Origin of the sequence: Ruminococcus sp. (assembly GCF_024691275.1) — a bacterium.
Lineage (GTDB): Bacteria > Bacillota > Clostridia > Oscillospirales > Ruminococcaceae > Ruminococcus.
This window is the reverse complement of sequence record NZ_JAILNU010000112.1, coordinates 1-15,978: the sequence shown is the minus strand read 5'-3', so window position 1 is coordinate 15,978 and position 15,978 is coordinate 1. Positions and strand designations below refer to the sequence as shown.

At 43.7% G+C, this 15,978-nt stretch carries 18 protein-coding genes; 17 read left to right on the top strand and 1 reads right to left on the bottom strand.

The annotated features are described in order from the left end of the window. The first annotated feature begins 2 nt into the window (after positions 1-2). The 15 genes from K6G33_RS13770 (at position 3) to clpX (ending at position 12,854) form a co-directional block, all read left to right on the top strand. Entirely contained in the window at positions 3-395 is a 393-nt protein-coding gene (locus tag K6G33_RS13770; RefSeq protein ID WP_296780572.1) for a cytidine deaminase, read from the top strand. Beyond that, positions 392-886 carry a GNAT family N-acetyltransferase gene (locus K6G33_RS13765; protein WP_296780570.1) on the top strand — a complete coding sequence of 165 codons (495 nt, stop codon included), beginning with the start codon at positions 392-394 and terminating at the stop codon, positions 884-886. The genes K6G33_RS13770 and K6G33_RS13765 overlap by 4 nt, the downstream gene beginning before the upstream one ends. Next, a complete protein-coding gene (locus K6G33_RS13760; RefSeq protein WP_296780567.1) occupies positions 849-1,346 on the top strand; it encodes a hypothetical protein in 498 nt (165 codons plus the stop codon). Before K6G33_RS13765 ends, K6G33_RS13760 begins: the two co-directional genes overlap by 38 nt. Positions 1,347-1,360: 14 nt before the next feature. Next, positions 1,361-3,199 carry a TIGR03960 family B12-binding radical SAM protein gene (locus K6G33_RS13755; RefSeq protein WP_296780566.1) on the top strand — a complete coding sequence of 613 codons (1,839 nt, stop codon included), beginning with the start codon at positions 1,361-1,363 and terminating at the stop codon, positions 3,197-3,199. Further along, positions 3,196-3,849: a TIGR03936 family radical SAM-associated protein gene (locus tag K6G33_RS13750; protein ID WP_296780564.1), complete on the top strand. Its 654-nt coding sequence runs from the start codon at positions 3,196-3,198 to the stop codon at positions 3,847-3,849. The genes K6G33_RS13755 and K6G33_RS13750 overlap by 4 nt, the downstream gene beginning before the upstream one ends. A gap of 268 nt (positions 3,850-4,117) precedes the next feature. Continuing rightward, on the top strand, positions 4,118-4,462 hold the full coding sequence (rplS, locus tag K6G33_RS13745; protein ID WP_072948496.1) for a 50S ribosomal protein L19: 345 nt from the start codon (positions 4,118-4,120) through the stop codon (positions 4,460-4,462). A gap of 115 nt (positions 4,463-4,577) precedes the next feature. Beyond that, positions 4,578-5,345, top strand: a complete 768-nt coding sequence (gene lepB, locus K6G33_RS13740; protein WP_296780562.1) for a signal peptidase I — start codon at positions 4,578-4,580, stop codon at positions 5,343-5,345. Between the two features lie 50 nt (positions 5,346-5,395). Then, complete coding sequence (ylqF, locus tag K6G33_RS13735) at positions 5,396-6,277, top strand: ribosome biogenesis GTPase YlqF (protein WP_296780560.1); 882 nt, start codon at positions 5,396-5,398, stop codon at positions 6,275-6,277. Then, the gene (gene rnhB, locus K6G33_RS13730) at positions 6,277-6,894 is read left to right on the top strand and encodes a ribonuclease HII (RefSeq protein WP_296780559.1); all 618 of its coding nucleotides are present in this window, start codon (positions 6,277-6,279) and stop codon (positions 6,892-6,894) included. Before ylqF ends, rnhB begins: the two co-directional genes overlap by 1 nt. Then, positions 6,887-7,264, top strand: a complete 378-nt coding sequence (locus tag K6G33_RS13725; RefSeq protein ID WP_296780557.1) for a YraN family protein — start codon at positions 6,887-6,889, stop codon at positions 7,262-7,264. The genes rnhB and K6G33_RS13725 overlap by 8 nt, the downstream gene beginning before the upstream one ends. An 11-nt stretch (positions 7,265-7,275) precedes the next feature. Then, on the top strand, positions 7,276-8,769 hold the full coding sequence (thrC, locus tag K6G33_RS13720) for a threonine synthase (RefSeq protein ID WP_296780554.1): 1,494 nt from the start codon (positions 7,276-7,278) through the stop codon (positions 8,767-8,769). A gap of 2 nt (positions 8,770-8,771) precedes the next feature. Continuing rightward, positions 8,772-9,464, top strand: a complete 693-nt coding sequence (locus tag K6G33_RS13715) for a metallophosphoesterase (protein ID WP_296780552.1) — start codon at positions 8,772-8,774, stop codon at positions 9,462-9,464. A 101-nt stretch (positions 9,465-9,565) separates the two neighbouring features. After that, the gene (gene tig / locus K6G33_RS13710) at positions 9,566-10,873 is read left to right on the top strand and encodes a trigger factor (RefSeq protein ID WP_296780549.1); all 1,308 of its coding nucleotides are present in this window, start codon (positions 9,566-9,568) and stop codon (positions 10,871-10,873) included. Positions 10,874-10,960: 87 nt separating this feature from the next. Further along, positions 10,961-11,551, top strand: a complete 591-nt coding sequence (gene clpP / locus K6G33_RS13705; RefSeq protein ID WP_296780547.1) for an ATP-dependent Clp endopeptidase proteolytic subunit ClpP — start codon at positions 10,961-10,963, stop codon at positions 11,549-11,551. Positions 11,552-11,567: 16 nt separating this feature from the next. Then, entirely contained in the window at positions 11,568-12,854 is a 1,287-nt protein-coding gene (gene clpX, locus K6G33_RS13700) for an ATP-dependent Clp protease ATP-binding subunit ClpX (RefSeq protein ID WP_296780544.1), read from the top strand. A 38-nt stretch (positions 12,855-12,892) separates the two neighbouring features. On the opposite strand, the gene K6G33_RS13695 is transcribed toward clpX, so the two are convergent. Next, positions 12,893-13,036, bottom strand: coding sequence for a hypothetical protein (locus K6G33_RS13695; RefSeq protein WP_296780543.1), 144 nt, complete (start codon positions 13,034-13,036; stop codon positions 12,893-12,895). Positions 13,037-13,205: 169 nt separating this feature from the next. Between K6G33_RS13695 and K6G33_RS13690 the strand changes: the two genes are divergently transcribed. Continuing rightward, positions 13,206-15,542 carry an ATP-dependent Clp protease ATP-binding subunit gene (locus tag K6G33_RS13690; protein WP_296780541.1) on the top strand — a complete coding sequence of 779 codons (2,337 nt, stop codon included), beginning with the start codon at positions 13,206-13,208 and terminating at the stop codon, positions 15,540-15,542. A gap of 82 nt (positions 15,543-15,624) precedes the next feature. Continuing rightward, on the top strand, positions 15,625-15,978 hold a 354-nt coding region (locus K6G33_RS13685; protein WP_296780538.1), incomplete at its 3' end, for a transposase.

The following is a 15,978-nucleotide window of genomic DNA, read 5'->3' as shown; positions in this document are numbered from 1 at the left end:
CCATGACCAATGAGGAGCTCTTTGCGGCTGCTGTAAAGGCTGCTGATAATTCATATTCAAAGTATTCGGGCTTTTCTGTGGGAGCGGCTCTCCTTACAGCCGATGGGAAGCTTTTCAAGGGCTGCAATATCGAAAACGCTTCGTATTCGCTGACTAACTGTGCGGAGCGTACCGCTGTATTCAAGGCAGTTTCCGAGGGATATACCGATTTCACGGCTATCGCCATCGCAGGAAGCCCGAATAAGGACTTCTCGAAGCCATGTTTTCCCTGCGGAGCGTGTTTGCAGGTCCTCAGTGAGTTCTGCGGGAGCGATTTTCGCATTATACTTTCCGACGGCGAATACAGGCTTTCCGACTTTCTGCCCAGGCGTTTCAGCGAGGACAGTATGAAATGAACTGCATAACTGAGATCACATCAGGCAAAGAACGTTTTATGGAGCTTCTGCTGATCGGTGACGAGCAGGAAGATATGATAATGAAATATCTTGACATAGGCAGACTTTTTGTAAAGACAGCCGATTCGGCTCCATGTGCTGTATGCGTTGTGACCGACGAAGGCTGCGACACACTTGAAGTCAAGAATATAGCAGTTCTGCCGCAGTATCAGAGATGCGGCATCGGACGTGAGATGCTCGAGTTCATACAGAACAAATTTGCAGGAAGATACAAAAGACTTATACTCGGAACAGGTGACAGTCCGCTCACGGTGCCTTTTTACGAGAAATGCGGATTCAGGAAATACGACGTTATCAAAAATTTTTTTATTGATAACTATGACCACCCGATCATCGAAGCGGGCGTTCAATTATGTGATATGATATGTTTTGAAAAGGAGCTTTCCGAATATTATGGAACAGATAGAGAAGGTATTGCCGAAATACGGTGAAAACATAATAGCAGGCGTAATGTACAAGAACCATTTTGAATGGTATGTTGCTCCGAAAAATCTATGGAAAATGGATTATAAAAAGCTTTATACGATATGGAAGATGCTCTATGAACGCACCGGCAGAACATTGTCACAGCTCGAAAACGACATTGGCAGCTATGAAAAATTCTGCGAAAAGCGCTGGGGGATAGAAGTGCTGGACGGTTTTACCGCAAGCCACTTCCTCGCACATCTTTTCAAGTGCAGATATTCGTCCGATGAGCTCCATTTACTGAAAATGGTAGCGCGTGATGACCGTAAAAAAGACTACGATGCATCATTGTATATTGATTTTGACAGAAACAGAATGTATTCTCAGTTCCCAAAACCTGAGAATTTTGAAAATTTTGTCCCTATCGGCTGGAGAGGTGAGCACAGACCATTCATGTCACTTATCCCGTCAGATAAGAGGTTCTGATATCTGGAGGAAATATGCTCAGAGAAAAAATAGAAAAACATCTTCTGGAAGTCCAGAAGCCGTCGAGATACATCGGAGGCGAGGTCGGAAGCATCATAAAGGACAAGTCCGTGATCGACGTGAGATTTGCCTTTTGCTTTCCTGATACATATGACATCGGAATGTCTCATCTGGGAATGAAGATACTTTACTCACTTACCAATGAGCGCGAAAACTACTGGTGCGAACGCTGCTTCGCCCCTGGTGAGGACTTTGAAGCGATAATGCGCGAAAACGATATACCGCTGTATGCTCTTGAAAGTCTTGACCCGATACGTGATTTCGATTTTATCGGCTTTACGATGCAGTATGAGCTCTCATACACGAATGTTCTGAATATGCTTGATCTTGCAGGTATCCCTGTATTTGCAAAGGACAGAACAGATGAGCTGACACAGATAGTCATTGCAGGCGGTCCGTGTGTCTGCAATCCCGAACCGCTCGCGGACTTTTTCGATATATTCGTGCTTGGCGAAGGTGAAGAAGTAAACCTCGAACTCATGGATCTTTATACAAAAATGAAAAAGGAAGGCGCTTCAAAAACGGACTACCTCAGAAAAGCTGCTCAGATAGAAGGAGTTTATGTTCCACGCTTCTACTGCTTCAAGTATAAAAGCGACGGTACTATCGAGAAACTCGAGGTATCCGACGGAGCTCCCAAGATCATACGCAAGAGGATAATCAAAGATTTCGACAAGGTATACTATCCCGAAAACTTTGTAGTACCTTTTACTGAAATCGTTCAGGACAGAGTGTCAGTGGAAGTTCTCCGCGGCTGTATACGAGGCTGCCGTTTCTGTCAGGCAGGCTTTATCTACCGCCCATTCAGAGAAAAGCACACCGAAACGATATCCCGAGAAGTAAAGGCTCTTTGCGAAAACACAGGCTATGACGAGGTATCACTTGCCTCGTTAAGTACCAGTGACCACTCTGAAATTGACCCGATGCTAACAAAACTCCTTGATTATACAGTGAGCGAACGCATAAATCTCTCACTTCCTTCTCTCAGAGTTGATAATTTCTCGGAGGAACTCCTCGAAAAAATAAAACGAGTGCGCAAGAGCGGTCTCACATTTGCAGCAGAAGGCGGCACACAGCGTCTGCGTGATGTTATAAACAAGAATGTCAGCGAAGAGGAGATCATGAATACCTGCCGAATAGCTTTTGAAGGCGGTTATTCCGCGGTAAAGCTATACTTTATGATGGGACTTCCTACCGAGACTGATGAAGATATCGTGGGTATCGCCGAGCTTGCAAACAGGATAATCGACCTGTACTACAGCATCGAGAACCGTCCAAAAGGCAGGGGAGTACAAATATCAATCAGTTGTGCAACATTTGTACCGAAACCGTTCACTCCGTTCCAGTTTGAACCGCAGGATACCCGTGAAATGATAGAACATAAGCAGAAACTGCTGCTTGATTCCGTAAAGACAAAGAAAATCAAGGTCAGCTATCACAACCCTGATGTAAGTATGCTCGAGGCCATACTCGCAAAAGGTGACCGCAGGCTTTGCAAGGTCGTGTACACTGCATGGAAGAAGGGCTGTAAATTTGACAGCTGGGAGGAGCACTTCCATTTCGACAAGTGGCTTGAGGCATTTAAAGAATGCGGTATAGACACTTCTTTCTATGCAAACCGTAGATTTGAATACGATGAGATACTTCCATGGGATCACTTTGACTATCTTGTCACAAAAGAGTTCCTGATACGTGAGAACAAAACAGCTCACCAGTCGAAAACCACGCCTAACTGCCGCCTGAGATGTTCGGGCTGCGGAGTGAATAAGAAAGTCGGGAGGGAATGCTTTTGATACGTGTAAGAGCTACATTTGAAAAGTGCGGACGCGCAAAATATATCTCCCACCTTGATCTTAACCGCTGTATGCTGAGAACATTCAGACGATCAAGGCTGCCGATATGGTATACGGAGGGCTTCAATCCACACCCGTATTACAGCTTTGCGCTGGCTCTTTCTCTGGGATTTGAGAGCAGCTGCGAGATACTTGACTTCAACCTAAACGAGGAGCTGCCTTTCGACGAGATAAAAGATAAACTCAACGCTGTAATGCCCGAAGGTATGCGAATCGTCAAGGTCGCAGAGCAGAAGCAGAAGATAACCGCTATCGCAAAGGCAGAATACAGCTTCTCGCTTGTTTCTGATGAAGCAGACGGACTTTTTGAAGCTGTACAGGAGCTTATCGCAAGTCCTGAGATACTTATCGAAAAGAAAACTAAAAAAGGCATAAAAACCGTTGACATAAAACCTGATATGGAGATCCTCAGCTGCACAAAAGGTGAAAAATCCGTTGATGTCACCATGTATCTGCCCGCAGGAACTCAGACTAATTATAATCCTACGCTTTTTATAGAAGCACTCAGACGCGCTGCAGATATCAGCTTTGAACCGTGTAATATACGCAGAACAGCAATACTCTGCGAAGATAATTTGGTGTTTGAATAAAAATATTAATTTTTAAGTTTTTTCAAAAAAACACTTGCATTTTATGTTAAAGTATGGTATGATATAAAAGCATTTGAAATCCGTTCGGACAGTTATGCCCGAATGAGGGTTAATGCCGAAAGACATTAAATCGGATAGTCCGCTGCCTGATGCTCGTTTATCGAGCCCATGTGCTTAGGTACATTTATTTTATTCCTGCATCTGCCGAATGCTGAACGGTTTATGCGGGACAGGTAAGAATGTTCGGAAATTTTAGGAGGAAAAAACAATGGATGCACTCAAGTTAATCAGCGAATCAAGCATGAAGGAAAATGTTCCGCAGTTCAACGTAGGTGATACCGTAAAGGTTCACGTTCAGATCAAGGAAGGCGATAAGAGCCGTATCCAGATCTTTGAGGGTACTGTAATTGCTAAGAAGCACGGCGGAATCAGCGAGACCTTTACTGTAAGACGTGTTGCACACGGCTGCGGTATCGAAAGAGTATTCCCACTTCACTCACCTGTTGTTGACAAGGTTGAGGTCGTAAGATACGGTAAGGTTCGCAGAGCCAAGCTCTACTACCTCAGAGACAGAGTTGGTAAGGCTGCTAAGGTTAAGGAACAGATCCGCTAACAGGTTGCAGACTGAGTTCAGCCGAATAAAATCGGCTGACTCATCTTCTTTCCTTGAGGGACTTAAAGTCCCTTTTTTGCTACATATTAATATTTAAAAGTCTGGAGGCAGCATTATGGCTGATGAAATCAAAAATACAACAGAAAATACAGAAGTAACAAACGATGCAGAAGAAGTCGAAGGAGTAACGGAAGAAGCTGCTGAAGAAAATGAAAGCGTTGTCGCTGAAGACGAAGAAAATGAAAACACAAACGAAAATGGCAGCGAAAACAGCGAAAGCGATGCAGAAAAAAAAGAAAGCAAGCTCGTTGACGATATCCTTGAGATAGTTGAATCAACGCTGCTTACTGTATTCGTTATCGTTATGATATTTACATATCTGCTCCACCCTGTAAACGTTGTCGGCGGTTCTATGAAGAATACGCTTAAAGAAAATGACAGAATATTCATGACTACCGTATACGGCGGTCCGCACTACGGTGATATCGTCGTTATAAATAACGATATGGCTTATCTCCTCGACGAAAACAACAAGGTCGTTGAAAGAGATATAACAGGTTCACCTCTTAAAGAATGCATCATCAAGAGAGTTATCGCCGAACCGGGTCAGACGATCGAAATTGATGCTGAAAAAGAACAGGTCATAGTTGACGGCAAGGTCCTCGACGAACCATACATCAGGAAGACTGTAAACAATGCATATGAAGCTTTCGATTACCCGATAACTATCCCGGAAGGATACTACTTTGTAATGGGTGATAACAGACGCGAATCTTCTGACAGCCGTGTTTCCGATATCGGTCTTATCAAAAAAGATCAGATATACGGAAAAGCTGTATTAAGATATTCACCGTTCAAGAATTTCAAGTTCCTGCTCTTCTGATGAATTACAGGACGATCCGATAAATCACATATCAGTTACAGGAGGCAATTATGGATAATACCGAAATGAAGCAGATCCAGTGGTTTCCTGGACATATGGCAAAAACAAGAAGGCTGATTGCTGCCAATATCTCTTTGGTAGATGCAGTCGTTGAGATCGTTGACGCAAGAGCTCCGCTGAGCAGCAGAAATCCCGAGATGGATCATATGACAAAAGGCAAGCCAAGACTTGTTCTGCTCAATAAAAGTGATCTTGCCGACGATAAAACAACTCAGAAATGGATAAACTATTTCAGAAGAAACGGCAGCGAAGCCCTTGCCGTTGACTGCAAGTCAGGCAAAGGACTGAAATCCATACTACCTGCGCTTAAAAATACTGTTCTGAAAGAGCTTATGTCTAAAAGAGCGCAGAATGGTATGTCAGGCGCGGCAATAAGACTGATGATCGTCGGTATCCCTAATGTGGGAAAATCATCGCTTATTAACAAGTTAGCAGGCTCTAAGCGAGCTAAGGTCGAGGACAGACCGGGCGTAACACGTACAAAGCAATGGGTCAAGCTCGACAATAATACAGAGCTTCTCGATATGCCCGGAGTGCTCTGGCCAAAATTCGAGGATCAGGAAGTTGCTGTACGACTTGCATTCACAGGAGCGATCAGCGACGATATCCTCGATATAGAGACACTTGCAATGAAGCTTCTCTATTATCTTGCAGAGAATTATCCAAATTCACTCACAGAACGCTATAAATTAGTGCTTTCAGGTGATGAAACAGGACTTGAGCTGCTGGAAAACGTGGGAAGAAAACGCGGCATGATGATCTCAGGCGGCAAGATCAATACCGAACGCGCTGCCATAACCGTACTTGACGAGTTCAGAAGCGGCAAGCTTGGCAGGATAACGCTTGAAGCTCCGGAGCAGAGGGAGAAATAATGGCAAGAATAATCCTTCATCAGGAACTTTTCGATCATGATACCGAACTCCGCAGGGAATATCCCGTTATATGCGGAGTCGACGAAGCCGGCAGAGGTCCTCTGGCAGGGGACGTTTATACTGCCGCAGTGATACTCAACGACAATACACTTATAAATTACCTTAATGACAGCAAAAAAATCTCCGAGAAGCGGCGCGAACTGCTCTACGACGAGATAATCGAAAAAGCTGACGCTTACTGTATAGCAACAGCCAGTGTGCAGGAAATCGACGAAATGAATATCCTTCAGGCAACTATGCTCGCCATGAAACGAGCTGTGAAGGGTCTTGGCATAAAGCCTGATCTGGCTCTTATAGACGGCAACCGTCTGCCTGAGCTTGACTGTGAAAGCAGATACGTCATTCACGGCGATGCCATTTCAGCTTCGATCGCCGCAGCTTCTGTGCTTGCAAAAGTGTCCAGAGACCGATATATGCGCAGTCTCGACGAAAAGTATCCGCAGTACTGCTTCTCGCAGCACAAGGGCTACGGAACCAAACTGCACTATGAAAAGCTTGCTGAATACGGCATATCCGATGTCCACAGGAAGACATTCCTGAAAAAGCTCTATGACTAACAACGAAACAGGAAGGCTCGGTGAGGAAAGCGTATGCAGCTACCTTATCGAAAGAGGTTATACCATAACGGCAAGGAATTACCGCATAAAGGGCGGCGAAATTGATATTATTGCCGAAAACGGCGACTATATCGCCTTTGTCGAAGTAAAATCCCGCAAGCCTGACAGCATGGTAACAGGCTTTGAAGCGGTGAACAAACGAAAACGAGGTCTTATAATAAAGACCGCAGCTGATTATTGCTGCAAGCACCCAAATATGCTTCAGCCGCGATTCGATGTCGCACAAGTCATCATCGCAGAGGGCAAGGTGCTCAGCATTGATTATATCATAAATGCCTATGACACAACAGGCTACAATTTCATATTTTAAAGGGTGATAATATGTTCTATAACAGCACAAGAAACAGCGATGTCAAAGTAAACAGCGCTGAAGCTATTACTCAGGGTATTTCTGTTGACGGAGGACTTTTCGTTCCGGAAAGCATTCCGCAGCTTACTCTTGATGAGATAAAAGCTATCGGCGATATGAAGTATGCTGACAGAGCTGCTTATGTATTCGCAAAGTATCTCACTGACTTTACTGATGCCGAAATACATTATTGTACTGACAATGCTTATAGCACCGCAAATTTTGAGACCGAAAGCATTGCTGAGATCGCTCATCTTTTTGACGGAACATATATGCTTGAGCTTTGGCACGGTCCGACCTGTGCATTCAAAGACATGGCACTTCAGATACTTCCTTACTTCCTTACAACATCTGCAAAGAAGATCAAGCTTGACAAGAAGATCGTTATTCTCGTTGCAACTTCAGGCGATACAGGCAAGGCTGCACTCGAAGGATTCAAGGACGTTGAAGGTACATCTATACTTGTATTCTATCCCGAGGACGGCGTAAGCCCGATGCAGAAGCGTCAGATGAAGACACAGGAAGGCTCAAACGTGGGAGTATGCGCTATCAAGGGCAACTTTGATGACTGCCAGAACGGCGTTAAGGCTATATTCACAAATGACGATGTCAAGAAGGCTCTTGACGACAAGGGTATGATGTTCTCAAGTGCGAACTCTATCAACTGGGGCAGACTTGTTCCTCAGATCGTTTACTATATCTCCGCTTACGCAGAACTGGTTAAAGATGGCGAAGTAGAGCTGGGCGACAAGATCAATATCGTTGTTCCGACAGGCAACTTCGGTAATATCCTTGCTGCTTACTATGCTAAGCACATGGGGATCCCTGTAAACAAGCTTATCTGCGCTTCAAACATCAACAACGTGCTCACTGACTTCATCAATACAGGTATCTACGACAGAAACAGACAGTTCTATGCAACTGTTTCACCTTCAATGGATATCCTCATTTCAAGCAACCTCGAAAGACTTCTCTACCTCATGACAGATAAGAACGATGCTCTTATCCGTGAATGGTTCGGCAAGCTTTCATCTGAGGGAAGGTATGAGGTAAGCGATGATGTAAAGGCTAAGCTCAAGGAAGAATTTTCGGCAGGATTCTGCGACGACAGCCAGACAAAGGCTACAATTCACTCAATCTATGAGAAGTATTCCTACACCTGTGATACACACACAGCTGTCGCTGTAAAGGTATACAAGGATTATAAGGAAACGACAGGCGATACAACAAAAACTGTCATCGCTTCAACTGCAAGCCCTTATAAGTTCAGTGCAGCTGTTCTTGAAGCTCTTGAAGGCAAAAAGTCCGATATAGACGAATACGACAAAGTTGACAAGATCGCTGAGCTTTCCGATATCCCTGTTCCGGCAGCTCTTGCAGACCTTAAAAACAAGCCTGAGCGCTTCAATGACGTAATCGACAAGACAGAGCAGAAGGATTATGTGCTCAGAACACTGAGTGTGTGAGCATGAGCTTGTTCGTACTTGCTGATCTGCATCTGTGTCAGGGAAATCCCGAAAAGACCATGAGTATCTTTTCTGGCTGGCATGATTATCAGGAGCGGATCGAAAAGCACTGGCTTGAGCTTATAAAAGATAATGATACGGTAGTGCTTCCGGGAGATATCTCATGGGGAATGTCTCTTGCGGAAGCTGCTCCCGATTTCCATTTTATTGAAAGGCTCCCCGGAAGGAAGATCATCATAAAAGGAAACCACGATTACTGGTGGACAACTATGAAAAAAATGGAGGATTTTCTTGCGGCGGAAGGCTGTGATTCAATAAAAATATTGCATAACAACCACTATAAATACGGTGAATACGGCATATGCGGCACCCGCGGCTGGGTAAATATGCCGGGTGAGACTCAAGACGAAAAGGTGCTCAGAAGAGAAGTCCAGCGTCTTGAAACTTCAATAAAGTCCGCACTTGCAGAAAATCTTATCCCGATCGTTTTTCTGCATTATCCGCCTATTTTCGCCGCAAACTTTAATTACGACATACTGGAGATACTTTACCGCTATAAGATACGTGACTGCTATTACGGACACATTCACGGTCGGTCAGCTCATGAATTATGTGTTACTAATACATATGATGATGTTAATTTCCACTTGATATCAGGTGATTATCTACAATTTATCCCTGAAAAAGTTCTGTAAATTGTGCATTGCACAGAAGTGTGGAAAATCAGTAGAAAAAAATTCTTAAATGTGGTATAATATACCAAGTATGTTATATAAATATTGGAGGACGTATTAAAATGAGTTTAAAATCATCAAACAAAACAGATGTGAATACTACAGAGCTGGTTATTTCTATTGATGCTGCTGCATTTGAGGCAGCTGTTGAAAGAGAATATCAGCGCCAGAAGAAGAACATCCAGATCAAGGGCTTCAGAAAGGGCAAGGTTTCCCGTAAGCTTGCTGAAAGAGAATTCGGTGAGGGCGCATTCTATGAGGGCGCTATCAACTCTCTCCTCGGTCCTGAGATCGACGCTGCTGTAAATGAGACAGGTCTTGTTCTCGTTGACAGACCAAATGTTGAGATCACTTCTATTGATAAGACAGAGGGCGTTGAGCTCAAGGCTATCTGCGTTACAAAGCCTGAGATAGAGATCACTGACTATAAGGGTATCAAGGCTCCTAAGGAAGTTAAGGAGATCACTGACGAGGATATCGACAAGCAGATCGACATTATCAGAAAGAAGAACGCTCGTATAGTTTCTGTTGAAGACAGAGCTGCACAGCTCGACGATGAAGTTATCATCGACTTTGAAGGCTTCTTCGGCGATGAGGCATTTGAAGGCGGCAAGGGCGAGGATCATCCTCTTCGTCTTGGCAGCGGTCAGTTTATCCCCGGCTTCGAGGATCAGATCGTTGGTCATAACATCGGCGACGAGTTTGACGTAAACGTTAAGTTCCCTGAGGATTATCAGATGGCTGACTATGCCGGCAAGGACGCTACATTCAAGTGCAAGCTCAAGGCTATCAGCTATGAAGAGCTCCCTGAGATCAACGACGACCTCGTAAAGGACGCAACAGAATTCGAGACAGTTGCTGAGTACAAGGATGACATCAAGACTAAGCTTGAAGAGGCTGCTGTTCAGCAGGCTGAGTCTGGTTTTGAGAACGCTGTTATGAACGCTCTTATCAAGAAGGTTGACTGCCCTATCCCTAATTGTATGTATGAGCAGAGAATCGACGCTCTTATGAGATCCTTCGAGCAGCAGCTCAAGTCTCAGGGCATGGATCTCAAGCTTTACTTCCAGTACACAGGTATGGACGAGGATTCCTTCAGAGAGACTTACAGAGACAGAGCTGTTAACGAAGTTAAGCTCAGACTTGCTCTCGAGAAGATCGCTGATCTTGAAAATATCGAGGTTACAGAGGAAGACCTCAACAACAGCCTTGGCGAGATCGCTGCTGCTAACAACATCGACGTTGATACAGTAAAGAGATTTATCCCTGTTAATGAGTATACTACAGACCTCAGAGTTCAGAAGGCTGTAGAGCTCGTTAAGGAAAATGCTGTTGTTGACAACACTGTTGCTGAGGAAAAGGCTGAATAATCCATTATTCGACAAATAATCATAGACTTAATGTTGTCCCGCAGCTTTTTTGTGGGACAACTGTTTTTAAAGAAAGGACGATGAATTATGAGCGTATTAGTACCTTACGTCGTTGAACAGACCAGCAGAGGAGAAAGATCATACGATATATACTCGCGTCTGCTCAATGACAGAATCATCATGCTTTCAGATCAGGTAAATGATGCAACAGCAAGTGTAGTAGTTGCCCAGCTTCTTTATCTTGAAAGCCAGGATTCTGAAAAAGATATCTCATTATATATTAACAGCCCCGGCGGATCTGTTACGGCAGGTATGGCAATATACGATACAATGAACTATATCAAGTGCGATGTTTCGACTATATGTATCGGTATGGCTGCTTCCATGGGTGCTTTTCTGCTTTCATCAGGTGCTAAGGGAAAGAGAATAGCTCTCCCCAACAGTGAGATAATGATCCACCAGCCACTCATCAGCGGAGGCCTCGGCGGTCAGCAGACAGACATCATGATACACGCTAAAAATATGCAGAGAACAAGAGATCGTCTTGAAGAGATCATGGCAAACAATTCAGGCAAGAGCGTTGAAGAAATGCACAATGCCTGCGAAAGAGATAACTACATGAGTGCTCAGGAAGCTCTTGAATTCGGACTTATTGATAAGGTAATAACAAAAAGGTAAGGTAGGGGTAAAATAGATGGCTGAAACGTTTAAATCGTGCAGCTTCTGCGGCAAAGGGGAAAACAGGGTACGCAGTATGTTTTCAGCAGGCTCATCAAACATATGCGATGAATGCGTAACGTATTGCTACGAGATGCTCTATGGTCCGGGAGTAGCTAAAGCACATAGAAAAGCTGCAAAATCAGAAAAAGAAAATGATATATCTTCAATAAAGCTCATGAAGCCTGTGGAGATCAAAGCTTATCTGGACGAATATGTTATAGGTCAGGATGAGGCAAAAATATCGCTTGCTGTGGCTGTTTATAATCATTATAAGAGAATAATGAGCCAGGAAAACGATAAAGACGGTTCTGAACGCGACGGCGTAGAGCTTCAGAAGAGTAATGTCCTCCTTCTCGGACCTACAGGTGTGGGTAAAACTTTCCTTGCCCAGACACTTGCCAAGCTTCTCAATGTACCTTTCGCAATTGCAGATGCTACTACAATTACAGAAGCGGGTTATGTAGGCGATGACGTTGAAAATGTACTCCTCAGACTTATTCAGGCTGCTGATTTTGACATAAAAGCAGCAGAAAAAGGAATAATATATATTGATGAGATCGACAAGATCGCAAGAAAATCTGAAAATACTTCTCTTACTCGAGATGTAAGCGGTGAAGGCGTTCAGCAGGCTCTCCTCAAAATAATTGAAGGAACTGTCTCGAACGTTCCTCCTCAGGGCGGCAGAAAACACCCAAATCAGGAAGTTATCCAGATCAATACAAAGAATATACTCTTTATCTGCGGCGGTGCCTTCGATGGTCTTGAAAAGCAGATACAGAAGCGTATCGGCAAGGCTCCTATAGGATTCGGCGGTGAAATAACTGCTCACAAGGAAGAAGCCAATAACATCTTCAAGAAGGTCGTACCGAAGGATCTTGTTAAATTCGGCATGGTGCCTGAGTTTGTCGGCAGACTTCCGGTTATATCAGTACTTGAAGAGCTTGATGAGCCTTCTCTCGTAAGGATCCTCACCGAACCAAAAAATGCTCTTATCAAACAGTATAAGAAGCTCTTCCACTACGATGATATCGAGCTTGAAATCGACGATGACGCACTTATTGAGATCGCTAAAAAGGCTATTGCTCAGAAAACAGGTGCGCGTGGATTACGCTCTATCCTCGAATCTATCCTCATGAAGACCATGTTCACAGTTCCTTCCGACGGAAGCATCGCAAAGGTAACTGTTACAGCTGATTGTGTTATTAACGGTACACAGCCGCTTCTTATAAACAGAAGGAATCAACTTCTTAAAGCTGAATAAAATTCAGGGACTGCGTATGCAGTCCCTTTTTTGTTATATCAGCAGCCACAGCCGCAGCCGTTATTGTTGCCGCAGTCACAGCCGCAACCATTATTGCCGCAGCCCGAAAAAAGAATAACGAAAAGAAGAACTAAAAGAATGATGCACCAGCAGTTATTTCCTCCAAAACATGAATTACACATATAAGACAACTCCTTAAAAATGATGTATTTGAAACGTTTTATCTGCGTTTCATAGTACATAATATGCTGCGCATAAAAAAGTGTTACTTTTTTATTCAAGTGTTTCCCTTCGACAATTATCGCAGTAAAAATATGGCATAATATATACAGAACTAAGGAGGGATCAACTGTGTCATACAATGATAAATTCTCTAAAAAGGCTTCCGCTGTGATCGACGGAGCCGTCGAATACGCATCAGAACTCGGACACACCTATGTCGGAAGCGAACATATTCTTTTGTCGATCTCGGGAGAAGGCACTACCGAAGCAGCTGAGCTGCTCATAGAAAGCGGTATCTCCTTCGACGACCTGAAAAAGGAAATAATAAGTATGGTCGGTAACGGAACTCCATCTATACTGAATCAGCGATTCTTTACAACGGCAACAAAGAATATCCTCGAAACAGCGTACAGATCAGCACATAATACAGGGAAAAAACAGGCTGCCACGGAGCATATTCTTGCTGCGATAATAAAAGAAAGCTCCTGTACAGCCTGTACGATAATGAAAAACCTCGGAGTCGATATTATAAAGATATGTGAAAGGCTGGAGCTGCTCACAGATGATGAGTTATACAAAAGCATGAGAGAAGCAAGTGAGCCTAAACAGTCAAAGTATCCTAATCTATTCAGATTCGGAAGAAATATGACAGATATTACAGCTGTAAGAAAAAATGATCCTCTTATAGGAAGAAACAAAGAAGTGAAAAGGGTCTTGCAGATACTATCACGAAGAAACAAAAATAATCCATGTCTTATCGGTGAAGCAGGTGTTGGAAAAACAGCTGTGATCGAAGGCGTTGCCGAACTTTTTACAAGAAATCTTGTTCCCGACGGACTGAAAAACAAATATATCTTCTCCCTTGACTTCGCGGCATTGCTCTCAGGCGCTAAATACCGCGGAGATTTTGAGGAGAGAGTCAAATCCTGTATTGACGAGGCTGTAAATTCGGGAAATATAATACTATTCATTGATGAAATACACACCATAGTTGGTGCAGGAGCAGCTGAAGGTGCCATAGACGCTGCAAATATTATGAAGCCCCAGCTCGCAAGGGGAGAGTTACAGCTTATAGGTGCGACAACTTTCGACGAGTACAGGAAGTCGATAGAAAAAGATCCCGCCCTTGAACGCCGCTTTCAGCCCATAAAAATCAATGAACCTGATACAGAAAGCTGCATTGAAATAATAAAAGGGCTTAAACGCAATTATGAAAAGTTCCATGGGTTGCATATAAGCGACGATATAATAAGGAGCTCTGTTTTGCTCTCAAAGCGTTATATCACAGACCGTTTTTTGCCTGATAAAGCCCTTGATGTACTCGATGAAGCCTGTGCCTGCGCCAAAATCAGGTACTGTGACCGAAAGCTTTCCCATAACTCAGGATATATAGGGATAGAACATCTGAAATTGACAAATCTCAGCAAAGCACTCGAAGACAGCTGTGAGAATGCTGTTTCTGAAAAAGACATAAACGATGTGATATCCATGAAAACTGGGATACCGATAAATAAAATATGCATAGAAGAAGCCGAAAAGACCGCAAAGCTTCGGACAGAGCTCTCAGAACACATCATCGGACAGGAAAAAGCTATCGAAAAAATAACAGAAGCCGTTTATCGCGCAAAATCAGGTCTGAGAGATGAACGCCGACCAATTGCATCATTTATGTTTGCGGGTCCGACAGGGGTGGGCAAGACTGAACTTGCAAAGGTCCTTGCAGAATATCTTTACGACAGCGAGAACAGTCTGATACGCATTGATATGTCCGAATATATGGAAAAGCACTCTGTTTCAAAGCTTATCGGAGCTCCTCCCGGATACACAGGATATGATAACTGTGACAACAATCTATGCGAAAGAGTGCGGCGTAATCCGTACTCGCTCATTCTCTTCGATGAGATCGAAAAAGCCGAGCATGATGTGCTGAATATACTCCTTCAGATCCTTGATGACGGTATTATCACCGATTCATCAATGCGCCGCATCAGCTTCAGGAACTGCATTATAATAATGACATCAAATGCAGGAGCTTCTAAGCTTACAGCAGGAACTGCCATAGGTTTCACAGAAAATGACGAAAATACTGGCTATAAAAGGTCAGTTGAGACTATAAAGCGCAGTTTCTCTCCCGAGCTTATCAATCGCATCGACGAAATAATAGTCTTCCGTCCGCTTACAGATGAAGACCTTGTCAAGATAAGCTCTCTTGCACTGAGAGAACTGCGAAAACGAGCTGCATCGCTGGGAATAGAGATCGAATTCACAGAAAACGTTACAAAAACTATCGCCGAAACCAAAGAGACAAAAAAATACGGTGCAAGATCCATCAGGCGCAAGGTTTCTGAGCTTATCGAAAACCGTCTTGCGCAAATGATAGTTGATTCGGAACTTTCGGACGGAGATAGTGTAAAGATAGATATTGAAAATGGCAACCTCAGCATAACAAAAACTGTTACTGTATAAAGCAGAGCCTCTGAAAAAAAGTCTGTAAAAAGTCAGCTAACTGTGATAAAATAGAATTAATATCACAGGAGGCTGATTTTTTATGGCAAGAAGAAAAAGAGAACCGATGAGTGAGGGCAAGAAGAACATCATAGGAATGCTGCTTGAGGAATACGATATCAAGTCGGCTAAGGATATTGAGGATGCCCTAAAAGACCTTCTTGGCGGCACGATCCAGGAAATGCTTGAGTCTGAAATGGACGAGCACCTGGGATATCAGGAATATGAGCGTTCCGATAATCCCGATTCCCGCAATGGTAAGAAAACAAAGAAGATTCGCGGAAACTTCGGAGAAACTGAAATTGAAGTGCCGCAGGATCGTGACGGCAGTTTTGAGCCAAAGGTCGTAAAGAAGCGTCAGAAAGATATCTCCGGCATTGAGCAGAAGATAATTGCT

Coding starts and splice junctions, on each gene's coding strand:
- K6G33_RS13770 (WP_296780572.1), top strand. CDS start 3: ATGACCAATGAGGAGCTCTTTGCGGCTGCTGTAAAGGCTGCTGATAAT.
- K6G33_RS13765 (WP_296780570.1), top strand. CDS start 392: ATGAACTGCATAACTGAGATCACATCAGGCAAAGAACGTTTTATGGAG.
- K6G33_RS13760 (WP_296780567.1), top strand. CDS start 849: ATGGAACAGATAGAGAAGGTATTGCCGAAATACGGTGAAAACATAATA.
- K6G33_RS13755 (WP_296780566.1), top strand. CDS start 1,361: ATGCTCAGAGAAAAAATAGAAAAACATCTTCTGGAAGTCCAGAAGCCG.
- rplS (WP_072948496.1), top strand. CDS start 4,118: ATGGATGCACTCAAGTTAATCAGCGAATCAAGCATGAAGGAAAATGTT.
- lepB (WP_296780562.1), top strand. CDS start 4,578: ATGGCTGATGAAATCAAAAATACAACAGAAAATACAGAAGTAACAAAC.
- ylqF (WP_296780560.1), top strand. CDS start 5,396: ATGGATAATACCGAAATGAAGCAGATCCAGTGGTTTCCTGGACATATG.
- rnhB (WP_296780559.1), top strand. CDS start 6,277: ATGGCAAGAATAATCCTTCATCAGGAACTTTTCGATCATGATACCGAA.
- K6G33_RS13725 (WP_296780557.1), top strand. CDS start 6,887: ATGACTAACAACGAAACAGGAAGGCTCGGTGAGGAAAGCGTATGCAGC.
- thrC (WP_296780554.1), top strand. CDS start 7,276: ATGTTCTATAACAGCACAAGAAACAGCGATGTCAAAGTAAACAGCGCT.
- K6G33_RS13715 (WP_296780552.1), top strand. CDS start 8,772: ATGAGCTTGTTCGTACTTGCTGATCTGCATCTGTGTCAGGGAAATCCC.
- tig (WP_296780549.1), top strand. CDS start 9,566: ATGAGTTTAAAATCATCAAACAAAACAGATGTGAATACTACAGAGCTG.
- clpP (WP_296780547.1), top strand. CDS start 10,961: ATGAGCGTATTAGTACCTTACGTCGTTGAACAGACCAGCAGAGGAGAA.
- clpX (WP_296780544.1), top strand. CDS start 11,568: ATGGCTGAAACGTTTAAATCGTGCAGCTTCTGCGGCAAAGGGGAAAAC.
- K6G33_RS13695 (WP_296780543.1), bottom strand. CDS start 13,036: ATGTGTAATTCATGTTTTGGAGGAAATAACTGCTGGTGCATCATTCTT.